Source organism: Ewingella sp. AOP9-I1-14, from assembly GCF_052375995.1.
In the GTDB taxonomy this organism is placed as follows: Bacteria; Pseudomonadota; Gammaproteobacteria; order Enterobacterales; family Enterobacteriaceae; genus Ewingella; species Ewingella allii.
Map to the genome: position 1 here is coordinate 98,421 of NZ_JBQSVA010000004.1, position 17,193 is coordinate 115,613.

The window sequence follows — 17,193 nt, forward strand, 5'->3', positions numbered from 1 at the left end:
ATAAGGAATTCAACATGAATGCACCTCAGAAAACGGCGGTTGCTCGCGCGGTTCGCGCCCCTCACGGCACGGAATTGAGCTGTGAAAACTGGCTGATTGAAGCGGCCTACCGGATGATCCAGAACAACCTCGATCCTGACGTGGCCGAGCGCCCGGAAGATCTGGTGGTTTATGGCGGTATCGGCAAAGCGGCGCGCAACTGGCCGGCCTTCGAAGCGATTTTAGACAGCCTGCGCAAGCTGCACGCTGATGAAACGCTGCTGGTGCAATCCGGCAAGCCAGTGGGGATTTTCCGCACCCACGCTGACGCGCCGCGCGTGCTGATTGCCAACTCTAACTTGGTGCCGCACTGGGCGAACTGGGACCATTTCCACGAGTTGGATAAAGCCGGGTTGATGATGTACGGCCAGATGACCGCCGGTTCGTGGATCTACATCGGCGCGCAGGGCATCGTGCAGGGAACCTATGAAACCTTCGCCGAGGCGGGCCGCCAGCACTACAACAGCAATCTGCGCGGTAAGTGGATCCTGACTGCCGGTCTTGGCGGCATGGGCGGTGCACAGCCTCTGGCTGGCGTACTGGCAGGAGCCTGCGTGCTGGCGATTGAGTGTCAGGAGTCGCGCATCGATTTCCGCATTCGCACCCGTTACTTGGATTACAAAGCGTACAGCATCGAAGAAGCCTTGGTGATGATTGAGAAAGCCTGCGCGGAAAAACAGGCGATTTCCGTTGGCCTGTTGGGTAACGCGGCGGAGCTGATGCCGCAGCTGGTGGCGCGCGCCAAGCAGGGCGGCCTGCGCCCGGATATCGTCACTGACCAGACTTCGGCCCATGACCCGCTCAATGGCTACCTGCCGGAAGGCTGGACGCTGGAGCAGTGGCAGGACAAACGCGTCTCTGACCCGCAGGCGGTGGTCAAAGCCTCTCGCGCCTCGATGGCTAAGCACGTGCAGGCGATGCTGGATTTCCACGCGATGGGCATTCCAACCGTGGATTACGGCAACAATATTCGTCAGGTGGCGAAAGAGGAAGGCGTGCTGAATGCTTTTGATTTCCCAGGGTTTGTTCCAGCTTATATCCGCCCGCTGTTCTGCGAAGGCAAAGGCCCATTCCGCTGGGTGGCGCTCTCCGGCGACCCAGAAGATATTTATAAAACTGACGCCAAACTGAAAGAGCTGTTCCCGGACAATGCCAATCTGATCAACTGGTTAGATATGGCTCGCGAGCGCATCGCGTTTCAGGGGCTGCCGGCGCGTATCTGCTGGCTGGGCCTGGGCGAGCGCCATATCGCCGGGCTAGCGTTTAACGAAATGGTGCGCAACGGTGAGTTAAAAGCGCCGGTGGTGATTGGCCGTGACCATCTGGATACCGGCTCGGTGGCCTCGCCAAACCGTGAAACCGAAGCGATGAAAGATGGTTCCGACGCCGTTTCCGACTGGCCGCTGCTCAACGCACTGCTTAACACGGCGGGTGGCGCGACGTGGGTCAGCCTGCACCACGGCGGCGGCGTCGGCATGGGCTTCTCACAACACGCGGGGATGGTAATTGTCTGCGACGGCACCAAAGAAGCCGACGCCCGCCTGTCACGCGTACTGTGGAATGACCCGGCCACCGGCGTTATGCGCCACGCCGACGCGGGCTATCAGCAAGCTATCGACTGCGCCAAACGCAATGACCTAAACCTGCCAATGGTGTGAGTAAGCTAAGTTAAAAAGACAAGGGCAGGCGCGAGCTTGCCCTTTTTTATGGCGAGGATTAAACCGGCACGTGAACATGCTTTTTGATGTTTTTCAGCCAGGTGATCATGGTGAAAGTCATGATAACCAGCAGCGCCCAGGAGCTCCATTTACCCAGATGCACGCCGGACCAGCTGCTGAGCTGATTAGGGTAGCGCCAGATAGTAAAGAAGGTGCTGATGTTCTCCGCCAGCCAGATGAAGAAGCCAATCAGAATAAATGCCAGAATCAGCGGCATGCGGCGTGGGGTATCGTAGGGAGTGAACACCACATAGCTGCGGGCGTAAAGCCCCAGTACCAGCGCGGTGATGTACCAGCGGAAATCGCCAATGTAGTGATGGGTGAAGAAGTTCACGTAAATCAGCAGCGAGCAGATGGCGGCCAGCGTATAGGGCGGGTAGTTGCGCACTTTAACGTCCAGTAGCCGCCAGCACTGAATCATATAGCTGCCCACCGCCGCGTACATGAAGCCGGAAAACAGCGGCACGCCGAACAGCTTGGTGTAGGCGAAATCTGGGTAGCTCCACGAGCGAATGCCCGACGAGGTTTTAAAAACTTCCAGCGCAAAACCGACCACGTGGAACAGCATGATGGCTTTAAACTCATCCAACGTTTCAAGCTTGCTGGTCAGCATCCACACCTGAATAAACAGCGCGACCAGCAGCAAAACGTCATAGCGCGGGACATGGAATATGCCGCCGCGCGGCACCAAAAAGACCGCCAAAAAGAACAGTCCGACGAAGATACAGGCGCGCGCCTCTTTCACCCCGAAGAAAAGAAATTCGGTTAAAAAGCGGCGAACTCCGCGGATTGGCTGTTTTTCGCGGGGTTGAGTCAGAAATAAATCCAGTCGTTGTAAAGGGCCCATGGTCGTCCTTGAATAAAATCCCCATTGCAGGAAAGCCGCTAAATTTACTTCATCACGCGCAGTTGCGCACGCTCATTATAGAAACGGCGGTAGGCGAGGTAACCCGCGATGATGGTGGAGACGCTGGCGGTGCCGAGCAGCATAAAGGTGACCATTATCTGGTACTTAATGGCTTTTACTGGGTCGATTCCGGCGAAAATCATCCCCGACATCATGCCCGGCAGGCTGACGATGCCGACGGTTTTGGCGGCATCGACGGTGGGGATCATCGCGGCGCGAATGCTGTCGCGGATGATTGAACCGGACGCCAGCTTGGTGGAAGCGCCGAGGCTGAGCATCTCGAGGATTTTTTGCTGGTTATCCATAAAGCGCTGGTTGAGGTTGCTGTAGCACAGGCCGACCGCCACCATGGCGTTGCCCGCAATCATGCCGGAGACGGGGATCACCTGCATCGGCAAGAACTCAATCGAGCGGCTGAGGATCAGGATCACCAGCGTCAGCGCGGTGCTGGCGGTTATCGCGATAAACGAAATCGCGAAGCCATTATCAATATTGCGGCTGCGCTTTTTGGCGTTAAAGGCGGCGTTGAAGCAGATAAACAGCACCATCAGCAGGGTGAGCCAGCCGTCATTGAGGTCGAAAATGTACTTGAGCACATAGCCGACCACCACCAGTTGCACGATAGCCCGCGCGACGCTCCAGATGATGTCCTTTTCTAGCCCGAGCTTCTCGCGTTTACTGACCAGCAGGGCGACGATGACCAGAATGAGGGCCAGCGCCAGTGATTCGTTAGTGATGTTATGCTGGCTCATGGTCGATGCTCTCGGCGGCGCGGTGGCTTAGGGTAATGACGTTTTTGGCGTGGCGGATCTCATTGCTGTCGTGGCTGACCCAGAGTACGGCGAGGTTCTCCTGCTCGACCAAATCGGCGATGATCTGATTGACGTTGTGCTTATTCTCTTCGTCGAGGGCGCTGGTAATTTCATCCAGCAGCAGGATATCGGGCATAAATTGTAGATTGCGCAGCAACGACACGCGCTGCTTCTCGCCGCCAGACAGCTCTTGGGCTTTCTTATCAAGCATATCCGTCGGCAAATTGACGCGCTCTAGCCACTGTTTCACTTTGGCTTCATCCATCTTCTGGCCGCGAATTTGATAAGGCAGCGCCAGATTGTCGCGCACGGTATCGCCAAACAGCGAAGGGGTCTGGAAGCAATAGGAGACCTGCTGGCGATATTTTTCCGTTTTTAAGCCGGTAATATCGTCGCCTTTGAACTTGATGGTACCGCCGGTCTGGGTTTGCAGCGCAGCAATGATCTTCAGCAGCGTGCTTTTGCCACTGCCCGAAGGCCCGGTCAGCAGCGTGAATTCACCCGGATTGAGGGTAAATGAAACGGGTTCCAGCAGGGGGCGTTGATTGAGGGTAAAGCTGACTTCCTGAAGGTCTAAAAGGGGCGCAGACTGCGGCATGGCGTCTTCCTTGGTGGTCCATTGAATGCGCGCATAATACCACTCAGTTTGTGTCAGGTAACAAACTGAGTTGCTTCAAATCGTTTACAAAAGCCTTGGCAGTCGATGGACGGGCTGCATCACAGCCCTTTGGGGATTTCCCGATAGAAACCTATACCAATCAGCCTGCCAAACAGGAAGGGCACAAACTTACGGCTGCGTAACCAAAGCTCCATACGGCCCGGTGGTTTGCTGCGTTTCTTCTGGCCCGCTTTGCTGATCATGATTTGCAAAGACTGGGTTGCCCAAGTAGGAAAGGCGCGACGGCGCTGGACGCGCTGTAAGTGCTTCAACTCCAGCCTGCCTTTGAGCAGCGGGGCGCTGATGATATTGGCGGTAGCCACGGCGTCCTGAATCGCCAAATTCACCCCGACGCCGCCAATCGGCGACATGGCGTGGGCGGCGTCGCCAATGCACAAGATGCCCGGCTTGGCCCACTCTTTCAGGCGGTCGATGCGGATTTTCAGTAGCTTGACCTGATCCCAGTCTGTGATGTCGTGTTGCAGGCGGCTCAGCTCGAAAGGCGACACCTCGGCGATAAGCTCGACAAAGGGCTGTAAACCCTTCTCGCGCAGCGCGTCGAGGCTGTCTTTGGCGATGGAGTAGCCGCATTGCCAGTAGTCGCCACGGTCAATCATGATGAAATTCTTTTTCGGCCCGCGATGGCCCATCGACCACTGCGGGTCATCCGCCAGTTTGTGGATTTTCAGCCACAACACATCACGAGGCGCGCCGAAACGGCGGATTTCCATCCCGGCCTGCTCGCGCACAATAGAGTTACGCCCGTCACAGCCAATCACCAGCGTAGAGTCAATCCGTCGCGACTCGCCGTTAACCACTGCGTTCACGCCTTTCACCACGCCATTCTCTTCAATCAGACCTTTCACCTCGGCGTTATGCAGCAGAGTGAAGTTAGGCAGCATTGCGGCCTTGCTGCTGATGAAGTTAAGGAAATCCCACTGCGGCATAAAGGCGATGAATTTGCACTGGGTCGGCAAGTGGCTGAAGTCCGCCAGCGTGGTCTCCTTGCCGTCGATTTCGCCATACAGCTTCTCAGCGCGTTGATGAGGCAATTGCAAGAATTCGTCGAGAAAGCCTAGTCGCCAGATAATTTCCAGCGTTGAGGGGTGAATAGTGTCACCACGGAAATCCCGCAGGAAATCGGCATGTTTCTCCAATACGGTAACGGTAATACCTTGGCGGGCAAGCAGATAACCCAGCATCAAACCCGCAGGGCCGCCGCCAACGATGCAACATGAAGCGGAAGAGTGTTCAGAATTAAAGCTCATGGAACCTGTCCGGCAGAAAATGATTTACATGATAATAATTATCATTTGAAGGGGTGGCGGTCAATCTTTTGACCGCTTTTAAATTCAACTTCAAGGTTGAAATCGTGGGCACCGGCCCACACCGGCAAGGGGGCGCCGCCTCCACACCGGCCCCAAGGTCAAAACCGTGGGCTCGCCGCCCACACGGGCCCAAAGGGTTTTAAACGAAACCCTTTGGAATCCTGCGTTTTTTGCTGCTGGTAGATCGAGGCTTCGCAGGGTTGGAATAGACATGTTTCAGCGGCCGCAGTGTTCGTCGCGAAGTGCCGCCGCTTAGGCGGTTCCCTCGCTGCGGGATTACAACCCGCGTAAAAAGACACGCGGTTTTCCACCTCTTGCTCGGCGTCACTTCTGAACGCGGCCTATGGGCATCTACACCGAACCGTTTCATTCCAATTCAAAAAACAATCCTGAAACTACTGAAACGGCACGGTTGAAATGCCTCAAAACCGCAGTCAGAAATGACGCCGAGGGAGTGGTTCGAGACCCAAGGCTCGAAGCCCGAACTGAGGGAACCGCCTAAGCGGCGGCATTTCGCGGTGTGAACGGAAGTGACTGAAACACGTCCATCCAACTAGCGGAGCGCGCAGTGAAAGAGCCTGGGGGTCCAGGGGGCGGTGGCGATATGCCGCCCCCTGGTCGGTGTGGGCCGACGCCCACGACCTTGACCTTACATTTGAAATAAAAAAAGGCCGGTCAGCTTTCCCTGACCAGCCCTTGTAACGTCGCGCCAGCGAAACCCTAAACTGCTGGTTTGGCGATCACGTTGCGGTTTTCCATGCGGACTTCGGCGATTTGCACGTCGATGATATCGCTCTGACGGTAGGCGACTTCGCCCTTGATCAGTACGGTGCCGGTGTCGGCGCTGCATACCAACTCGTCGCGCACGCTGTGCAGGAACGGAGCAGGGATGAAGGCGACGGCGCCGATGTCTTGCAGGCGAACGCGCAGGCCACCGCGGGTTACATCGATGATTTCGGCGCTAAACTTGGTGTCAGTGCCGACTTTATCTTCTAAGTAACGTGCGTACAGCCAGTCACCCACATCACGCTCGGCCATGCGGTTGGCGCGGCGGCGCTCTGCCAGTTGCACGGTCATCTCGTCTTGTGGCTTCTCAGCGGCCTGCTTGGTGATCATCGCCTTCAACAGGCGGTGGTTGACCATATCGCCGTATTTACGGATTGGCGAAGTCCAAGTGGCGTAGGCTTCGAGACCCAGACCAAAGTGCGGGCCAGGAACGGTGCTGATTTCGGCGAAAGTCTGGAAACGACGAATGCGGCTGTCGAGGAACTGCGTTGGCATCGCGTCAAGTTTACGACGCAGCGCGCAGAAACCCGGCAAGGTCAGCAGTTCTTCAGCATTAGCTTCAACATCATTGGCTTGCAACACGGTGATGGCGTTCTCAACCAGCAGCGGGTCAAAGCCGGTGTGCACGTTATAAACGCCGAAACCAAGGGTGTCGCGCAGGGCGATGGCGGCACAAACGTTCGCCGCGATCATCGATTCTTCTACGATGCGGTTCGCAATGCGGCGATGCTCGGCGACGATTTCCAGCACGTTGCCTTTCTCGCCCAGAATGAAGCGGAAGTCAGGGCGGTCTTTGAACACCAGCGCATTCGCGGTACGCCATGCGCTGCGCACGTCACAGACGCGTTTCAGCAGGCGAATTTGGTCAGCAATCACGTCGCTCTGTGGCTGCCATGCGCTTTTCTCTTCCTGCTCAATCCAGTCGGAGACATCGTCATAGGCCAGTTTTGCTTTTGACTCGATGGTTGCCGCGAAGAAGCGAATGTCGCTACCCAGCGCGCCATCGGCGGCGAGGGTGACGCTACATGCCAGCACCGGGCGCTGAACGTCCGGCCACAGCGAGCACAGGTCGTCAGACAGTTCGCGCGGCAGCATCGGGATGTTGAAGCCCGGCAGGTAGTTGGTGAATGCGCGTTTTTTGGCGATATTGTCCAGCTCGGTGCCTTCGGCCACATAAGCCGTGGGATCGGCAATCGCGATATTCAGTTGCAGGGTGCCGTCGCCGTTGTCTTTAACATAAAGCGCGTCATCCATGTCCTGCGTGCTGCTACTGTCGATAGTGACAAACGGCAGGGCGGTCAGGTCTTCGCGAGTCAGACCTTGATCGAGGATTTCTGCAATTTCAGATTTAGGGGCTTCGCGTTCCAGATTATGGCGCGCTAGCGTGACCCACCAAGGGGCCAGATCGTCATCACCGGTGGTGATCCACTCGGTTAATTCGGCCTGAAAACCACGATCGCCTTCTTTCAGCGGGTGGCGACGCATTTCTGCTACACACCAGTCGCCGTCATTGACTTCGTGATTGATGTTGCGCGCGGTGCGGCACTGGATGGCGTCACGCAGCAAAGGATGGTCCGGCACGATAGACAGACGGTCATCTTTCTTGGTTACGCGGCCAACAAAGCGCGTGAGGAAAGGTTCAACCAGCGTCTCAGGCTGAACCACTTCGCGGTCCTTCTCGGTCTGTAAAGAGGCAATCACGCGGTCGCCGTGCATGACTTTTTTCATGTACGGAGGCGGAATGAAGTAACTTTTTTGACCGTCTACTTCAAGAAAGCCAAAGCCTTTCTCAGTTCCTTTAACGATGCCTTCAAGGCGGGGAGTCTGAGAGTGAAGTTGCTGTTTTAGCTGCGCGAGCAGCGGGTTATCTTGAAACATATCGTCCAGAGAGTGGGGTTAAAGTGGCTCGATTAGCGGCAGACAGTTTTACGCGAAATGGCCGCGTGCGGCAAGCAATAACCCCCTCTTTCACGACATAACCTTGTCGCGAAAGAGGGAATGCAGACTTGAAGATTAGGCGATGCGTTGCAGATCGACTTTCTGCTCGTAGCGGCGGATAGCCACCGGGATCGCTTTAGAGGTAGGGGTGTGAGTTTGGTCACCGAAGCTGGACATTGGCACTAGCGGGTTGGTTTCCGGGTAGTAGGCCGCCAGATTGCCGCGCGGGATGTCGTAGCTCACCAGTTTGAAGCCGGTCACTTTGCGCTCGACGCCGTCGGTCCACAGGGTTTCGATTTCCACCAGTTCGCCATCCTTCATACCTAATGCCGCTAAGTCGTCAGGGTGGATGAACAGCACTTCGCGCTGGCCGTAAACGCCGCGGTAACGGTCATCAAGCCCGTAAATGGTGGTGTTGTACTGGTCGTGGGAGCGCAGGGTTTGCAGCGTAAACGGCGCATCCTGATTGCCCTGCGGGATCAGCTGTTCAGGTAGGCTTACCGCGCTGAAGTTGGCTTTACCGGTTGGCGTGTTGAATTTCAGCTCGGCCGCGGCGTTACCCAAATAGAAACCGCCTTTGATGTCGCAACGGGCGTTGAAATCGGTGAAGCTTGGGATGGTAGCTTCGATGTGGTCGCGGATCAGGTTGTAATCGTCCGCCAACGCCATCCAGTCGAGGTATTTGTCGCCCAGCACGGCGTTAGCAATGCCGCAGACAATCGCCGTCTCGGAACGCTGCTCTGGAGATAACGGGATACCGACACCTTCGGAGGCGTGAACCATGCTGAAGGAGTCTTCAACGGTAATAAACTGCGAACCCGTGGCCTGCATATCCAGCTCGGTACGGCCAAGGGTAGGCAGGATCAAGGCTTCGCGGCCCGGCGTTAAGTGGCTGCGGTTCAGCTTGGTGCTGATTTGCACTGACAGGTCGAGATTGCTCAGCGCCTTCTCGGTACGCAGGGTGTCCGGTGCCGCCGCCGCTAAGTTACCGCCGAGGCAGATAAGCACTTTGGCGTCACCCTTCAACATGGCTTCCAGCGCTTCAACCGTGTTGTGGCCCGGGTTGCGCGGTGGGGTGAATTTGAAGTGGGCTTCCATGGCGTCGAGCAGGGCTTTTGGCGCTTTTTCGTCGATGCCCATGGTGCGGTTGCCCTGCACGTTACTGTGACCGCGCACCGGACACAGGCCCGCGCCCGGCTTGCCGAGTTGGCCAAACAGCAGTTGCAGGTTGGTGATTTCACGCACGGTAGCCACGGAGTGTTTGTGCTGAGTGATACCCATCGCCCAGGTACAAATCACGCGCTCGGCCTGCACGTAGATAGACGCCGCTTCGCGAATTTCTTCTTCGGAAAGGCCAGACTGCTCGACGATTTTCTCCCAAGAGGTAGCATCCACCACCGCCAGATACTCATCCACGCCCGCGGTGTTCTGGGCGATAAAGTCTGCGTCGAAAATGGTGCTCAGGCCGTTGGACACGCGGTCGCGATCGGCTTCCAAGAGGGCTTTAACAATGCCGCGAACCGCCGCCATGTCGCCGCCAAGGTTTGGCTGATAGTAGGCGGAGCTGATGCGTCCAGACTTGGTGGTCACCACTTCCAGCGGTTTTTGCGGGTCAGCAAAACGCTCAAGACCGCGCTCGCGCAGGGTGTTGAAACTGACTACTTTCGCGCCGCGATCGGCGGCGTGGCGCAGGCTGTGCAGCATGCGCGGGTGGTTAGTGCCGGGGTTCTGACCGAAGACGAAAATGGCATCGGCCTTTTCGAAGTCGTCGAGACGAATGGTGCCTTTACCCACCCCGATACTCTGCTTCAGGCCGACGCCGCTGGCTTCGTGGCACATATTGGAGCAGTCAGGGAAGTTGTTGGTGCCGAACATGCGGCCAAACACTTGATACAGATAAGAAGCTTCGTTGCTGGCGCGGCCGGAGGTGTAGAAATCAGCCTGATCCGGGCTTTCCAGACCTTTTAAATGGCTGGCGATCAGCGAGAAGGCGTCGTCCCAGCTAATAGGCTCATAGTGGTCAGTGGTGCGGTTGTAGCGCAGCGGCTGAGTCAAACGGCCCTGGTACTCAAGGAAATAGTCGCTCTGTTCGCGCAGTTTGCTCACGCTGTGCTGAGCAAAGAACTCAGGCTCCAAGGCTTTACGTGTGGCTTCCCAGCTGACGGCTTTGGCGCCGTTTTCACAGAAGCTGAAGGTGCTGTGGTTGTCGTCGCCCCAGGCACACCCCGGGCAGTCGAAGCCGCGACCCTTGTTCACGCGCATCAGGTTGCGCAGGTTAGAAAGGACTTTTTTGCTGTCGAAGACGTAACGGGTGGTGGCTTCTAATGATCCCCAACCACCGGCAGCACCGGTATAAGGTTTGATCTCAGTTTTGAATTTCATATTTTCGCTTCGCAGGTGTCATTCGAAAAGCCGAATGTGATAAGTGACATGCAATCGGCGGCGCTGAATTGTTAAACCGATTGTTAATTTTATGTCACAAGTTTAGGACTGAAGAGGGGATTTCGTCTAATCGAATGGCGCAATCGTGAGATAGAGCGCGTTTATCGCGGGAAATATCAACAAATTGTAACTAAGCCGTTTCATTATGAAACGCTTAGAAAAATAAACAGGGTTTAGTCGTGCGTCTTTATAGTGCACCCTATGCGCCAATCCGTTTTCTCCTGCAAATTTCGCTGTTTTAGCCTTCATGGAACAAGGTTTGGGGAGTATTGAATCTATTTTAGCCACATGCCGAGCTAAATGCGGCCTGTGGCGTTTGGCGTTATAAAGGAACAAGCCGTGAAACGTAGCGTATTGAGTGTATTAACTGGCGTATTAATGTTATCAGCAGGCGCGGCGAAAGCCGTTGCGCCATTAGATTTCCCAGTGGCTCCGCCAAGTATTGACGCAGAATCCTTTGTATTGATGGATTACGGCAGTGGTGATGTGCTGGCGGCGGGCAACCCGGACGAGCGCCGTAACCCGGCCAGCCTGACCAAACTGATGACCGGTTATGTTATCGACCGCGCGCTGGATAAACACAAAATCACCATGGATGACGTGGTCACCGTGCCGCAAGAAGCCTGGGTGGCAGGTAACAAAAGTCTGGCCGGTTCTTCCCTGATGTTCCTCAAGCCGGGCGACCGCGTCACAGTGCGCGACCTGATCCGCGGCATTATCGTGACCTCCGGTAACGACGCCTGTGTGGCAATGGCCGACTACGTGGCCGGCAGCCAGGACGCGTTCGTAGGCATGATGAACCAGTACGTCACCTCTATGGGGCTGACCAACAGCCACTTTGAAACCGTTCACGGCCTTGACGCGCCGGGCCAGTACACCACCTCTTATGACTTAGCCAAGCTTTCTCGCGCCATTATTGGCGGCGAACCTGAGGAATATCATATGTATAGCGAAAAATCGCTGACCTATGACAACATCACTCAGCAGAACCGTAACGGCCTACTGTGGGACAAAAACCTGCAAGTTGATGGCCTGAAAACCGGCCACACCGAAAGCGCTGGCTTCAACATTATTGCTTCTGCGACCGAGGGCAACCGCCGCCTGATCGCCGTGGTGATGGGCGGTAAAAGCTCAAAAGGGCGCGAAGAGCAGGCGCGCAAGCTGCTGACCTGGGGCTTCCGCGAATACACCAGCAAGCAGATTTTCAAAGCGGGACAAACCGTTTCGACAGAGAAAGTTTGGTTCGGCGACCATCAGGACGTCAAGGTCGGCTCGCTGGATGACGTGTTCATCAGCGTGCCGCAGTCCGACGCCGACAAGCTGAAAGCCCAATACGTGCTGACCAATCCGCAGATCGACGCGCCGCTGAAGAAAGGCCAAGAGCTGGGCAGCATCAACATTGTTGATAACGGCAAAACCATTAAAACCATTCCGCTGGTGGCACTGGAAGATGTCGCTAAAGGCGGGATGTTTAGCCGTTTAGTGGATTATGTGAAGTTAAAGATCTAGTTCAGCGCTTGGGGCTGAATGACGTGGGGGAGGCGCGAAAACGCCTCCCTTTTTGTTTAAGTTCAGAGGGTAGCTGGGATATCTACTCTTTAACCAAACGACTTGAGACTTGTAACATGCCGCCGTGGCTGGCACTGCCGGTGAATTGCAACGCAGAGTGCCCGGCAAGATTATCGAAAAGTCTGACACCCTCTGCGAGCAGAACCGGGATGTAGGTCAGGGTCATTTCATCCACCAATGACGCCGTTAAAGCCTGCTGAATCATATTCCCGCCATCAATATAAACGTCTTTGCCATTCGCCAGAGTTTTAGCTTGACCAATCAACGCATGGATATCACCAGACACCGCCTTGATGGTCGGAGAAGCAGGGCGGGTAATAGCCCGCGAGGTGGCGACCAGTACCGGGACATCGCCGTAAACCCACTGGCCCATAGCCTCCAGAACATCATAAGTGTTGCGGCCCATCAGCATGCATCCCACTTGTTCCATAAATGGATCAAATTGCAGGAAGTTGGCGTCGTCCGCTAAATCCCCCGCGCGGGAGTGATCTTTGTTCAACCACGCTAAGTCGTGGTTTGGCCCTGCGATATAGCCGTCCAGCGAGCTGGCCATATACACTCTTACTTTGGTATGCCTCTGATTAGCCATATTTTCCTCCTTAAATGTTGCGGCTAAGAATAATCCGGTTTTACAAAATGTCACACTTTTTTGTGCAGCCACTATTCACCACCGTTATCTATAACAATGGTCCCTTCACGACTTTCATCCGCCGCGCCGTTATACTCTCTACCATTACTCCTATCTATCACGCGGCTTCTTTACGACCCTATGGACATCAAGCAACTCATTTACCTCTGCAATCTTGAACGCGAGCGGCACTTTGGCCGTGCGGCAGAGGCCAGTTTTGTCAGCCAGCCGACGCTTTCTATGCGATTGAAAAATCTTGAGAAAGAGCTAGATCTCAACTTGATCAATCGCGGTAATAATTTCGAAGGTTTTACGGCGGAAGGCCTGCGGGTACTGAGCTGGGCGCGTGAGATTGTTGCGGTCTATGAAGGGCTCAAGCTGGAAGTGGAGTCGCTAAAGCAGGGGCTGAGCGGTACCTTGCGCATTGGCGTGATGCCGCAGTGCAGCATCTCTCTAGCGCGATTGATAAAGGCGGTGAATGATACCCATCCGGGGCTGGATTATCGCGTGGCGGAAGTCAGCGCCGATCAGCTGATCGAAGCCCTGAGTAGTCACGCGGTGGACGTCGGTATCGGCTTCTTTGAGTTTTCCACCCTCAATGAGCTGCGTTTCCAAGTTGCGCCGATTGACGATGGCGGCGTTGACGTGGTGTATCACCCCGACCACTTCCCGCAGTTGCAAAACGCCACACTGCTTACCGCCGAGCAGGCCGTGGAGTTGCCTCTGTGCCTGTCTGAGCCGAGCCGCTATTTCCGCCGATATCTGGATAATCACTTCCGTCAGGCCGGTTTAGTGCTGCACCCGACCCTTGAAAGCACCTCGATTTTCCAACTGATGCAGGGCGTTTTTGTCGGGCTGGGCTGCGCGCTGGTTCCCCGTGGTCATTTGATTGATGAGATGCATCCGGCGCTGAAACGCTGCCCGTTGGATATTGCGCCAATGAGTCGCCACGCCGCGCTGGTGGTAGCTGAAGCAGGGCGCGCCACGCCGCTGGCCCAGCACTTTTTCAACGCCGCCGCGCTATGGATAGCACAACAGCCTAACCTTCAACCCTGAAGCTTTTCGTTCTGTAACATTACGAGACGTTTTCCTATTGATGAAATGAATGTTTAAGACCAAGCTTTACGGGCTTATTTTGCATAAAAGCGGCAATCAAAGCCCGTAAGAGAAATTAATGGAGTTACACATGAAAGCATTAAAAACAGTGTTGTTAGCCATCGCGGCAAGTGGTGTGTTAGTTGCCGGCGGTGCGCAGGCAAATAATCTGTTGAGTTCATTGCAGGACGCAGCCAATCAGCAATTAAACGGCAGTAACGGTGCCACGGCGGGCAACGGGGCCAATTCAGGGGCTTCTTTGATGTCGCTGCTCAACGGCGGTGATAGCGCGCTGACCTCGAAAAGCGCCACCAACGTTGCGGGCGTTTTGCAGTATTGCGTGAAGAATAACGTGTTGTCGCAAGCCAGCACCGAGAATGTGAAAGACAAGCTGTTAAGCAAGCTGGGCATTGAAAGTGCCGCAGGCGCGCAGAGCCAGGATTACCAAAACGGCCTCGGCGGCTTATTGCAAACCGGCAAAGGGCAGAACGTTGACCTCAACAATCTGGGGAACGGCCTGTCGCAGGTGAAAGAGAAAGTGAAACAAAAAGCCTGTGATGTGGTGTTGAAGCAGGCGAAATCCTTTATTTGATTTTTGGGTGTGCGGCCCAATTCCGCTAAGGTCTTGGGCGGCTGCCCAAACCCGCTTTTAAAATCTTTAAATTCAAATTCAAATTCAAATTCAAATTCAAATTCAAATTCAAGGTCGTGGGCGTCGGCCCACACCGACCAAGGGAGGCGTAAACGCGCCTCCCTTGGAACCCTGCGTTTTTTCTGCTGTGCGATCGAGGCTTCGCAGGGTTGGAACGGACGTGTTTCAGCGGCCTCAGTGCTCGTCGCGAAGTGCCGCCGCTTAGGCGGTTCCCTCGCTGCGGGATTCCAACCCGCGAAAAAAGACTCGCGGTTTTCCACCTCTTGCTCGGCGTCACTTCTGAACACGACCTACTGGCATTTACACCGAACCGTTTCATTCAATTCGTAAAAAAACTAAACCCAAAGCAAAGCCCACTGAAACGGCTCGGTTGAAATGCCTCAAAACCGCAGTCAAAAATGGCGCTGAGCGAATGGTTCGAGACCTTAGGCTCGAAGCCTGAAGCGAAGGCACCGCCTAAGCGGCGACATTTTGCGGTGAAGAACGGAAGCCGCTGCAACACGTCCATTCGGCCAGCGACAGCGCGCAGTAAAGAGCCGGAGATTCTTAAGAGGCGCGGCGATAGGCGCCTCTTAAGGCCAGTTTGCGTGGCAACGCAAGGTCTTGAACTTGACCTTAAAAGTTTCCTCAGCTTTCCCAAAGCCCCAAAAACTTATTCAACCTTTTCTTTAAACTCGCATAAGTCCTCAATCACACAGGACCCGCACCGTGGTTTACGTGCGATACAGGTATAGCGCCCGTGCAAGATAAACCAATGGTGGCAATCGAGTTTGAACTCGGCGGGGACCACTTTCAGCAGCTTATCTTCGACATTCTCGACGGTCTTGCCGGGGGCGAAATTGGTGCGATTACAGACGCGGTAAATATGGGTGTCGACGGCGATGGTCGGCCAGCCAAAGGCGGTGTTGAGCACCACGTTGGCGGTTTTACGGCCGACGCCGGGCAGGGCTTCTAAGGCTTCGCGGTTTTCGGGGACTTCGCCGCCGTGCTTTTCCAGCAACAGGCGGCAGGTCTTGATCACGTTCTCAGCCTTGGAATTAAACAGGCCGATGGTTTTGATGTACTCCTTCACGCCGTCCACGCCCAGCTCCAGAATTTCGGCAGGGGTGTTGGCAATCGGATACAGCTTGGCGGTGGCTTTATTGACGCTCACGTCAGTGGCCTGCGCCGAAAGCAGAACCGCAATCAGCAGCTCGAATGGCGTGGTGTACACCAGCTCGGTGGTCGGGTGCGGGTTATTCTCCCGCAGCCGGCTGAGAATACTGATGCGCTTCTCTTTATTCATGACGCGTTACCCGCGCTGCCTTTCGGCAAGGTTGACTGCTGGGATGCGTGTGCTTTGGCGGCCTGACGCGCTTTTTGGCGTTGGTCAATCAGGTACTTACCTGCTAACAGCAGGCCCAAACCAATAAACGCGCCCGGCGGAAGCATGGCGAGCAGGAATGGGTTATCGAGGTGGATCACTTCGACGCGCAGCACCTTGGCCCAGCTGCCGAGCAGCAAATCTGCGCCGTTAAACAGTACGCCGCTGCCGAGAATTTCACGGATCGAGCCTAATACGAACATCGCGGCGGTGGCACCCAGGCCGGTCATCATGCCGTCGAGGGCGGCCAGATGCACCGGGCTACTGGCGGCGCAGGCTTCGGCGCGGCCCACCACAATACAGTTGGTGACGATCAGCGGGATGAAGATCCCCAGCGCCATATACAGGCCGAAAGCGTAGGCGTTGATTAGCATCTGCACGGTACTGACCACTGAGGCGATGATCAGCACGTAAATCGGAATACGGATCTCATTCGGCACCCAGCGGCGGAAAGCCGAGATCATGGCGTTGGTGCAGGTCAGTACCAGCGTGGTTGCCAGACCCAACCCCAGCGCGTTAGTCGCCGTGGAGGTCACCGCCAGCAGCGGGCAGAGGCCCAGCAGCTGTACCAGCGAGGAGTTATTGGTCCACAGACCCTGAACAATTATCTTCTTGGCTTCACTCATCACGGGCTCCACAAGGGGTGAGGTTTGAAAGCTGAGACGGTACCGTCTCGATAAACAGTGCCGTGCGTTTTACTGAACGCACCACGGCGCGCGGGGTAATGGTCGCGCCAGTAAATTGGTCGTACATGCCGCCATCTTTCTTGACTGCCCAACGCGGGTCGTCAGGGCCATTAATCACCTGATTAGCAAAGCTTTTGATCCAGTCAGAGATGCGAACTTCGATTTTGTCGCCGAGACCGGGCGTTTCATGGTGTTCAAGAACCCTCGAGCCATAAACTTTGCCATGAAAATCAGCGGCAACCAACAGTTGGATCGCGCCGGAATAGCCATCAGGGGCGGTAGTTTCAATTGCAGCGGCCACCGGTTTGCCATCCATGCGCGCCAGATAGAGGCGGTGCGGTGTGGCAGTCCCCAGTGATTCGTCCGTGACGTTGTAACATTCGTTCTGCATGTCATTGTTATAGACACTGGAAGGGATCACTTCGTCAAACAAGCTTTTTTGCTGTAACAGCGCCTGATGGGCAATGGTTGGCTTAGTAAGCAAGTTAACCATCGCGGTCATGCCGGTCATCAGCGCGCCAAACACCGCCAGCGTGACACCGTGGCGGCGCATGGTTTGAAGCATTTTACCT

General features: G+C 55.5%; 14 protein-coding genes. 4 read left to right on the top strand and 10 right to left on the bottom strand.

Annotation, left to right across the window (positions count from 1 at the left end; genetic code table 11):
* Nucleotides 1-14: 14 nt before the first annotated feature.
* Entirely contained in the window at nucleotides 15-1,697 is a 1,683-nt protein-coding gene (gene hutU / locus ACT3RT_RS13055; protein ID WP_353501983.1) for a urocanate hydratase, read from the top strand.
* A 58-nt stretch (nucleotides 1,698-1,755) separates the two neighbouring features.
* Here the strand turns inward: hutU and ACT3RT_RS13060 are convergent, their stop codons facing one another.
* The 6 genes from ACT3RT_RS13060 to ACT3RT_RS13085 form a co-directional block, all read right to left on the bottom strand.
* The gene (locus tag ACT3RT_RS13060; protein WP_496203092.1) at nucleotides 1,756-2,604 is read right to left on the bottom strand and encodes a DUF817 domain-containing protein; all 849 of its coding nucleotides are present in this window, start codon (nucleotides 2,602-2,604) and stop codon (nucleotides 1,756-1,758) included.
* A 44-nt stretch (nucleotides 2,605-2,648) separates the two neighbouring features.
* The gene (fetB, locus tag ACT3RT_RS13065; protein ID WP_496203093.1) at nucleotides 2,649-3,416 is read right to left on the bottom strand and encodes an iron efflux ABC transporter permease subunit FetB; all 768 of its coding nucleotides are present in this window, start codon (nucleotides 3,414-3,416) and stop codon (nucleotides 2,649-2,651) included.
* Nucleotides 3,403-4,074 (bottom strand): iron efflux ABC transporter ATP-binding subunit FetA, encoded by a 672-nt coding sequence (fetA, locus tag ACT3RT_RS13070; RefSeq protein ID WP_353501986.1) that lies wholly within the window; start codon nucleotides 4,072-4,074, stop codon nucleotides 3,403-3,405. Before fetA ends, fetB begins: the two co-directional genes overlap by 14 nt.
* Nucleotides 4,075-4,193: 119 nt before the next feature.
* Nucleotides 4,194-5,402, bottom strand: a complete 1,209-nt coding sequence (locus ACT3RT_RS13075) for an FAD-dependent oxidoreductase (RefSeq protein ID WP_496203094.1) — start codon at nucleotides 5,400-5,402, stop codon at nucleotides 4,194-4,196.
* A 780-nt stretch (nucleotides 5,403-6,182) separates the two neighbouring features.
* Entirely contained in the window at nucleotides 6,183-8,126 is a 1,944-nt protein-coding gene (locus tag ACT3RT_RS13080) for an exoribonuclease II (RefSeq protein WP_353501989.1), read from the bottom strand.
* Nucleotides 8,127-8,261: 135 nt separating this feature from the next.
* Complete coding sequence (locus tag ACT3RT_RS13085) at nucleotides 8,262-10,568, bottom strand: FdhF/YdeP family oxidoreductase (RefSeq protein ID WP_496203095.1); 2,307 nt, start codon at nucleotides 10,566-10,568, stop codon at nucleotides 8,262-8,264.
* Nucleotides 10,569-10,967: 399 nt separating this feature from the next.
* On the opposite strand from ACT3RT_RS13085, the gene dacD reads away from it, so the two are divergent.
* A complete protein-coding gene (gene dacD, locus ACT3RT_RS13090) occupies nucleotides 10,968-12,137 on the top strand; it encodes a serine-type D-Ala-D-Ala carboxypeptidase DacD (RefSeq protein WP_353501991.1) in 1,170 nt (389 codons plus the stop codon).
* A gap of 82 nt (nucleotides 12,138-12,219) precedes the next feature.
* Here dacD and ACT3RT_RS13095 read toward each other — a convergent pair whose 3' ends face one another.
* Nucleotides 12,220-12,786 (bottom strand): dihydrofolate reductase family protein, encoded by a 567-nt coding sequence (locus ACT3RT_RS13095; protein WP_496203096.1) that lies wholly within the window; start codon nucleotides 12,784-12,786, stop codon nucleotides 12,220-12,222.
* 180 nt (nucleotides 12,787-12,966) lie between these two features.
* Between ACT3RT_RS13095 and ACT3RT_RS13100 the strand changes: the two genes are divergently transcribed.
* Both ACT3RT_RS13100 and ACT3RT_RS13105 read left to right on the top strand, forming a co-directional pair.
* On the top strand, nucleotides 12,967-13,881 hold the full coding sequence (locus tag ACT3RT_RS13100; protein ID WP_496200284.1) for a LysR family transcriptional regulator: 915 nt from the start codon (nucleotides 12,967-12,969) through the stop codon (nucleotides 13,879-13,881).
* Between the two features lie 130 nt (nucleotides 13,882-14,011).
* The gene (locus ACT3RT_RS13105) at nucleotides 14,012-14,512 is read left to right on the top strand and encodes a YjjA family protein (RefSeq protein ID WP_353501994.1); all 501 of its coding nucleotides are present in this window, start codon (nucleotides 14,012-14,014) and stop codon (nucleotides 14,510-14,512) included.
* Nucleotides 14,513-15,224: 712 nt separating this feature from the next.
* On the opposite strand, the gene nth is transcribed toward ACT3RT_RS13105, so the two are convergent.
* The 3 genes from nth to rsxG are packed head-to-tail and all read right to left on the bottom strand — an operon-like array spanning nucleotide 15,225 to nucleotide 17,186.
* Nucleotides 15,225-15,857 (bottom strand): endonuclease III, encoded by a 633-nt coding sequence (gene nth, locus ACT3RT_RS13110; protein ID WP_485900433.1) that lies wholly within the window; start codon nucleotides 15,855-15,857, stop codon nucleotides 15,225-15,227.
* The gene (locus ACT3RT_RS13115) at nucleotides 15,854-16,561 is read right to left on the bottom strand and encodes an electron transport complex subunit E (protein ID WP_353501996.1); all 708 of its coding nucleotides are present in this window, start codon (nucleotides 16,559-16,561) and stop codon (nucleotides 15,854-15,856) included. Before ACT3RT_RS13115 ends, nth begins: the two co-directional genes overlap by 4 nt.
* Nucleotides 16,554-17,186: an electron transport complex subunit RsxG gene (gene rsxG, locus ACT3RT_RS13120; protein ID WP_353503963.1), complete on the bottom strand. Its 633-nt coding sequence runs from the start codon at nucleotides 17,184-17,186 to the stop codon at nucleotides 16,554-16,556. Before rsxG ends, ACT3RT_RS13115 begins: the two co-directional genes overlap by 8 nt.
* Between the last annotated feature and the right edge of the window lie 7 nt (nucleotides 17,187-17,193).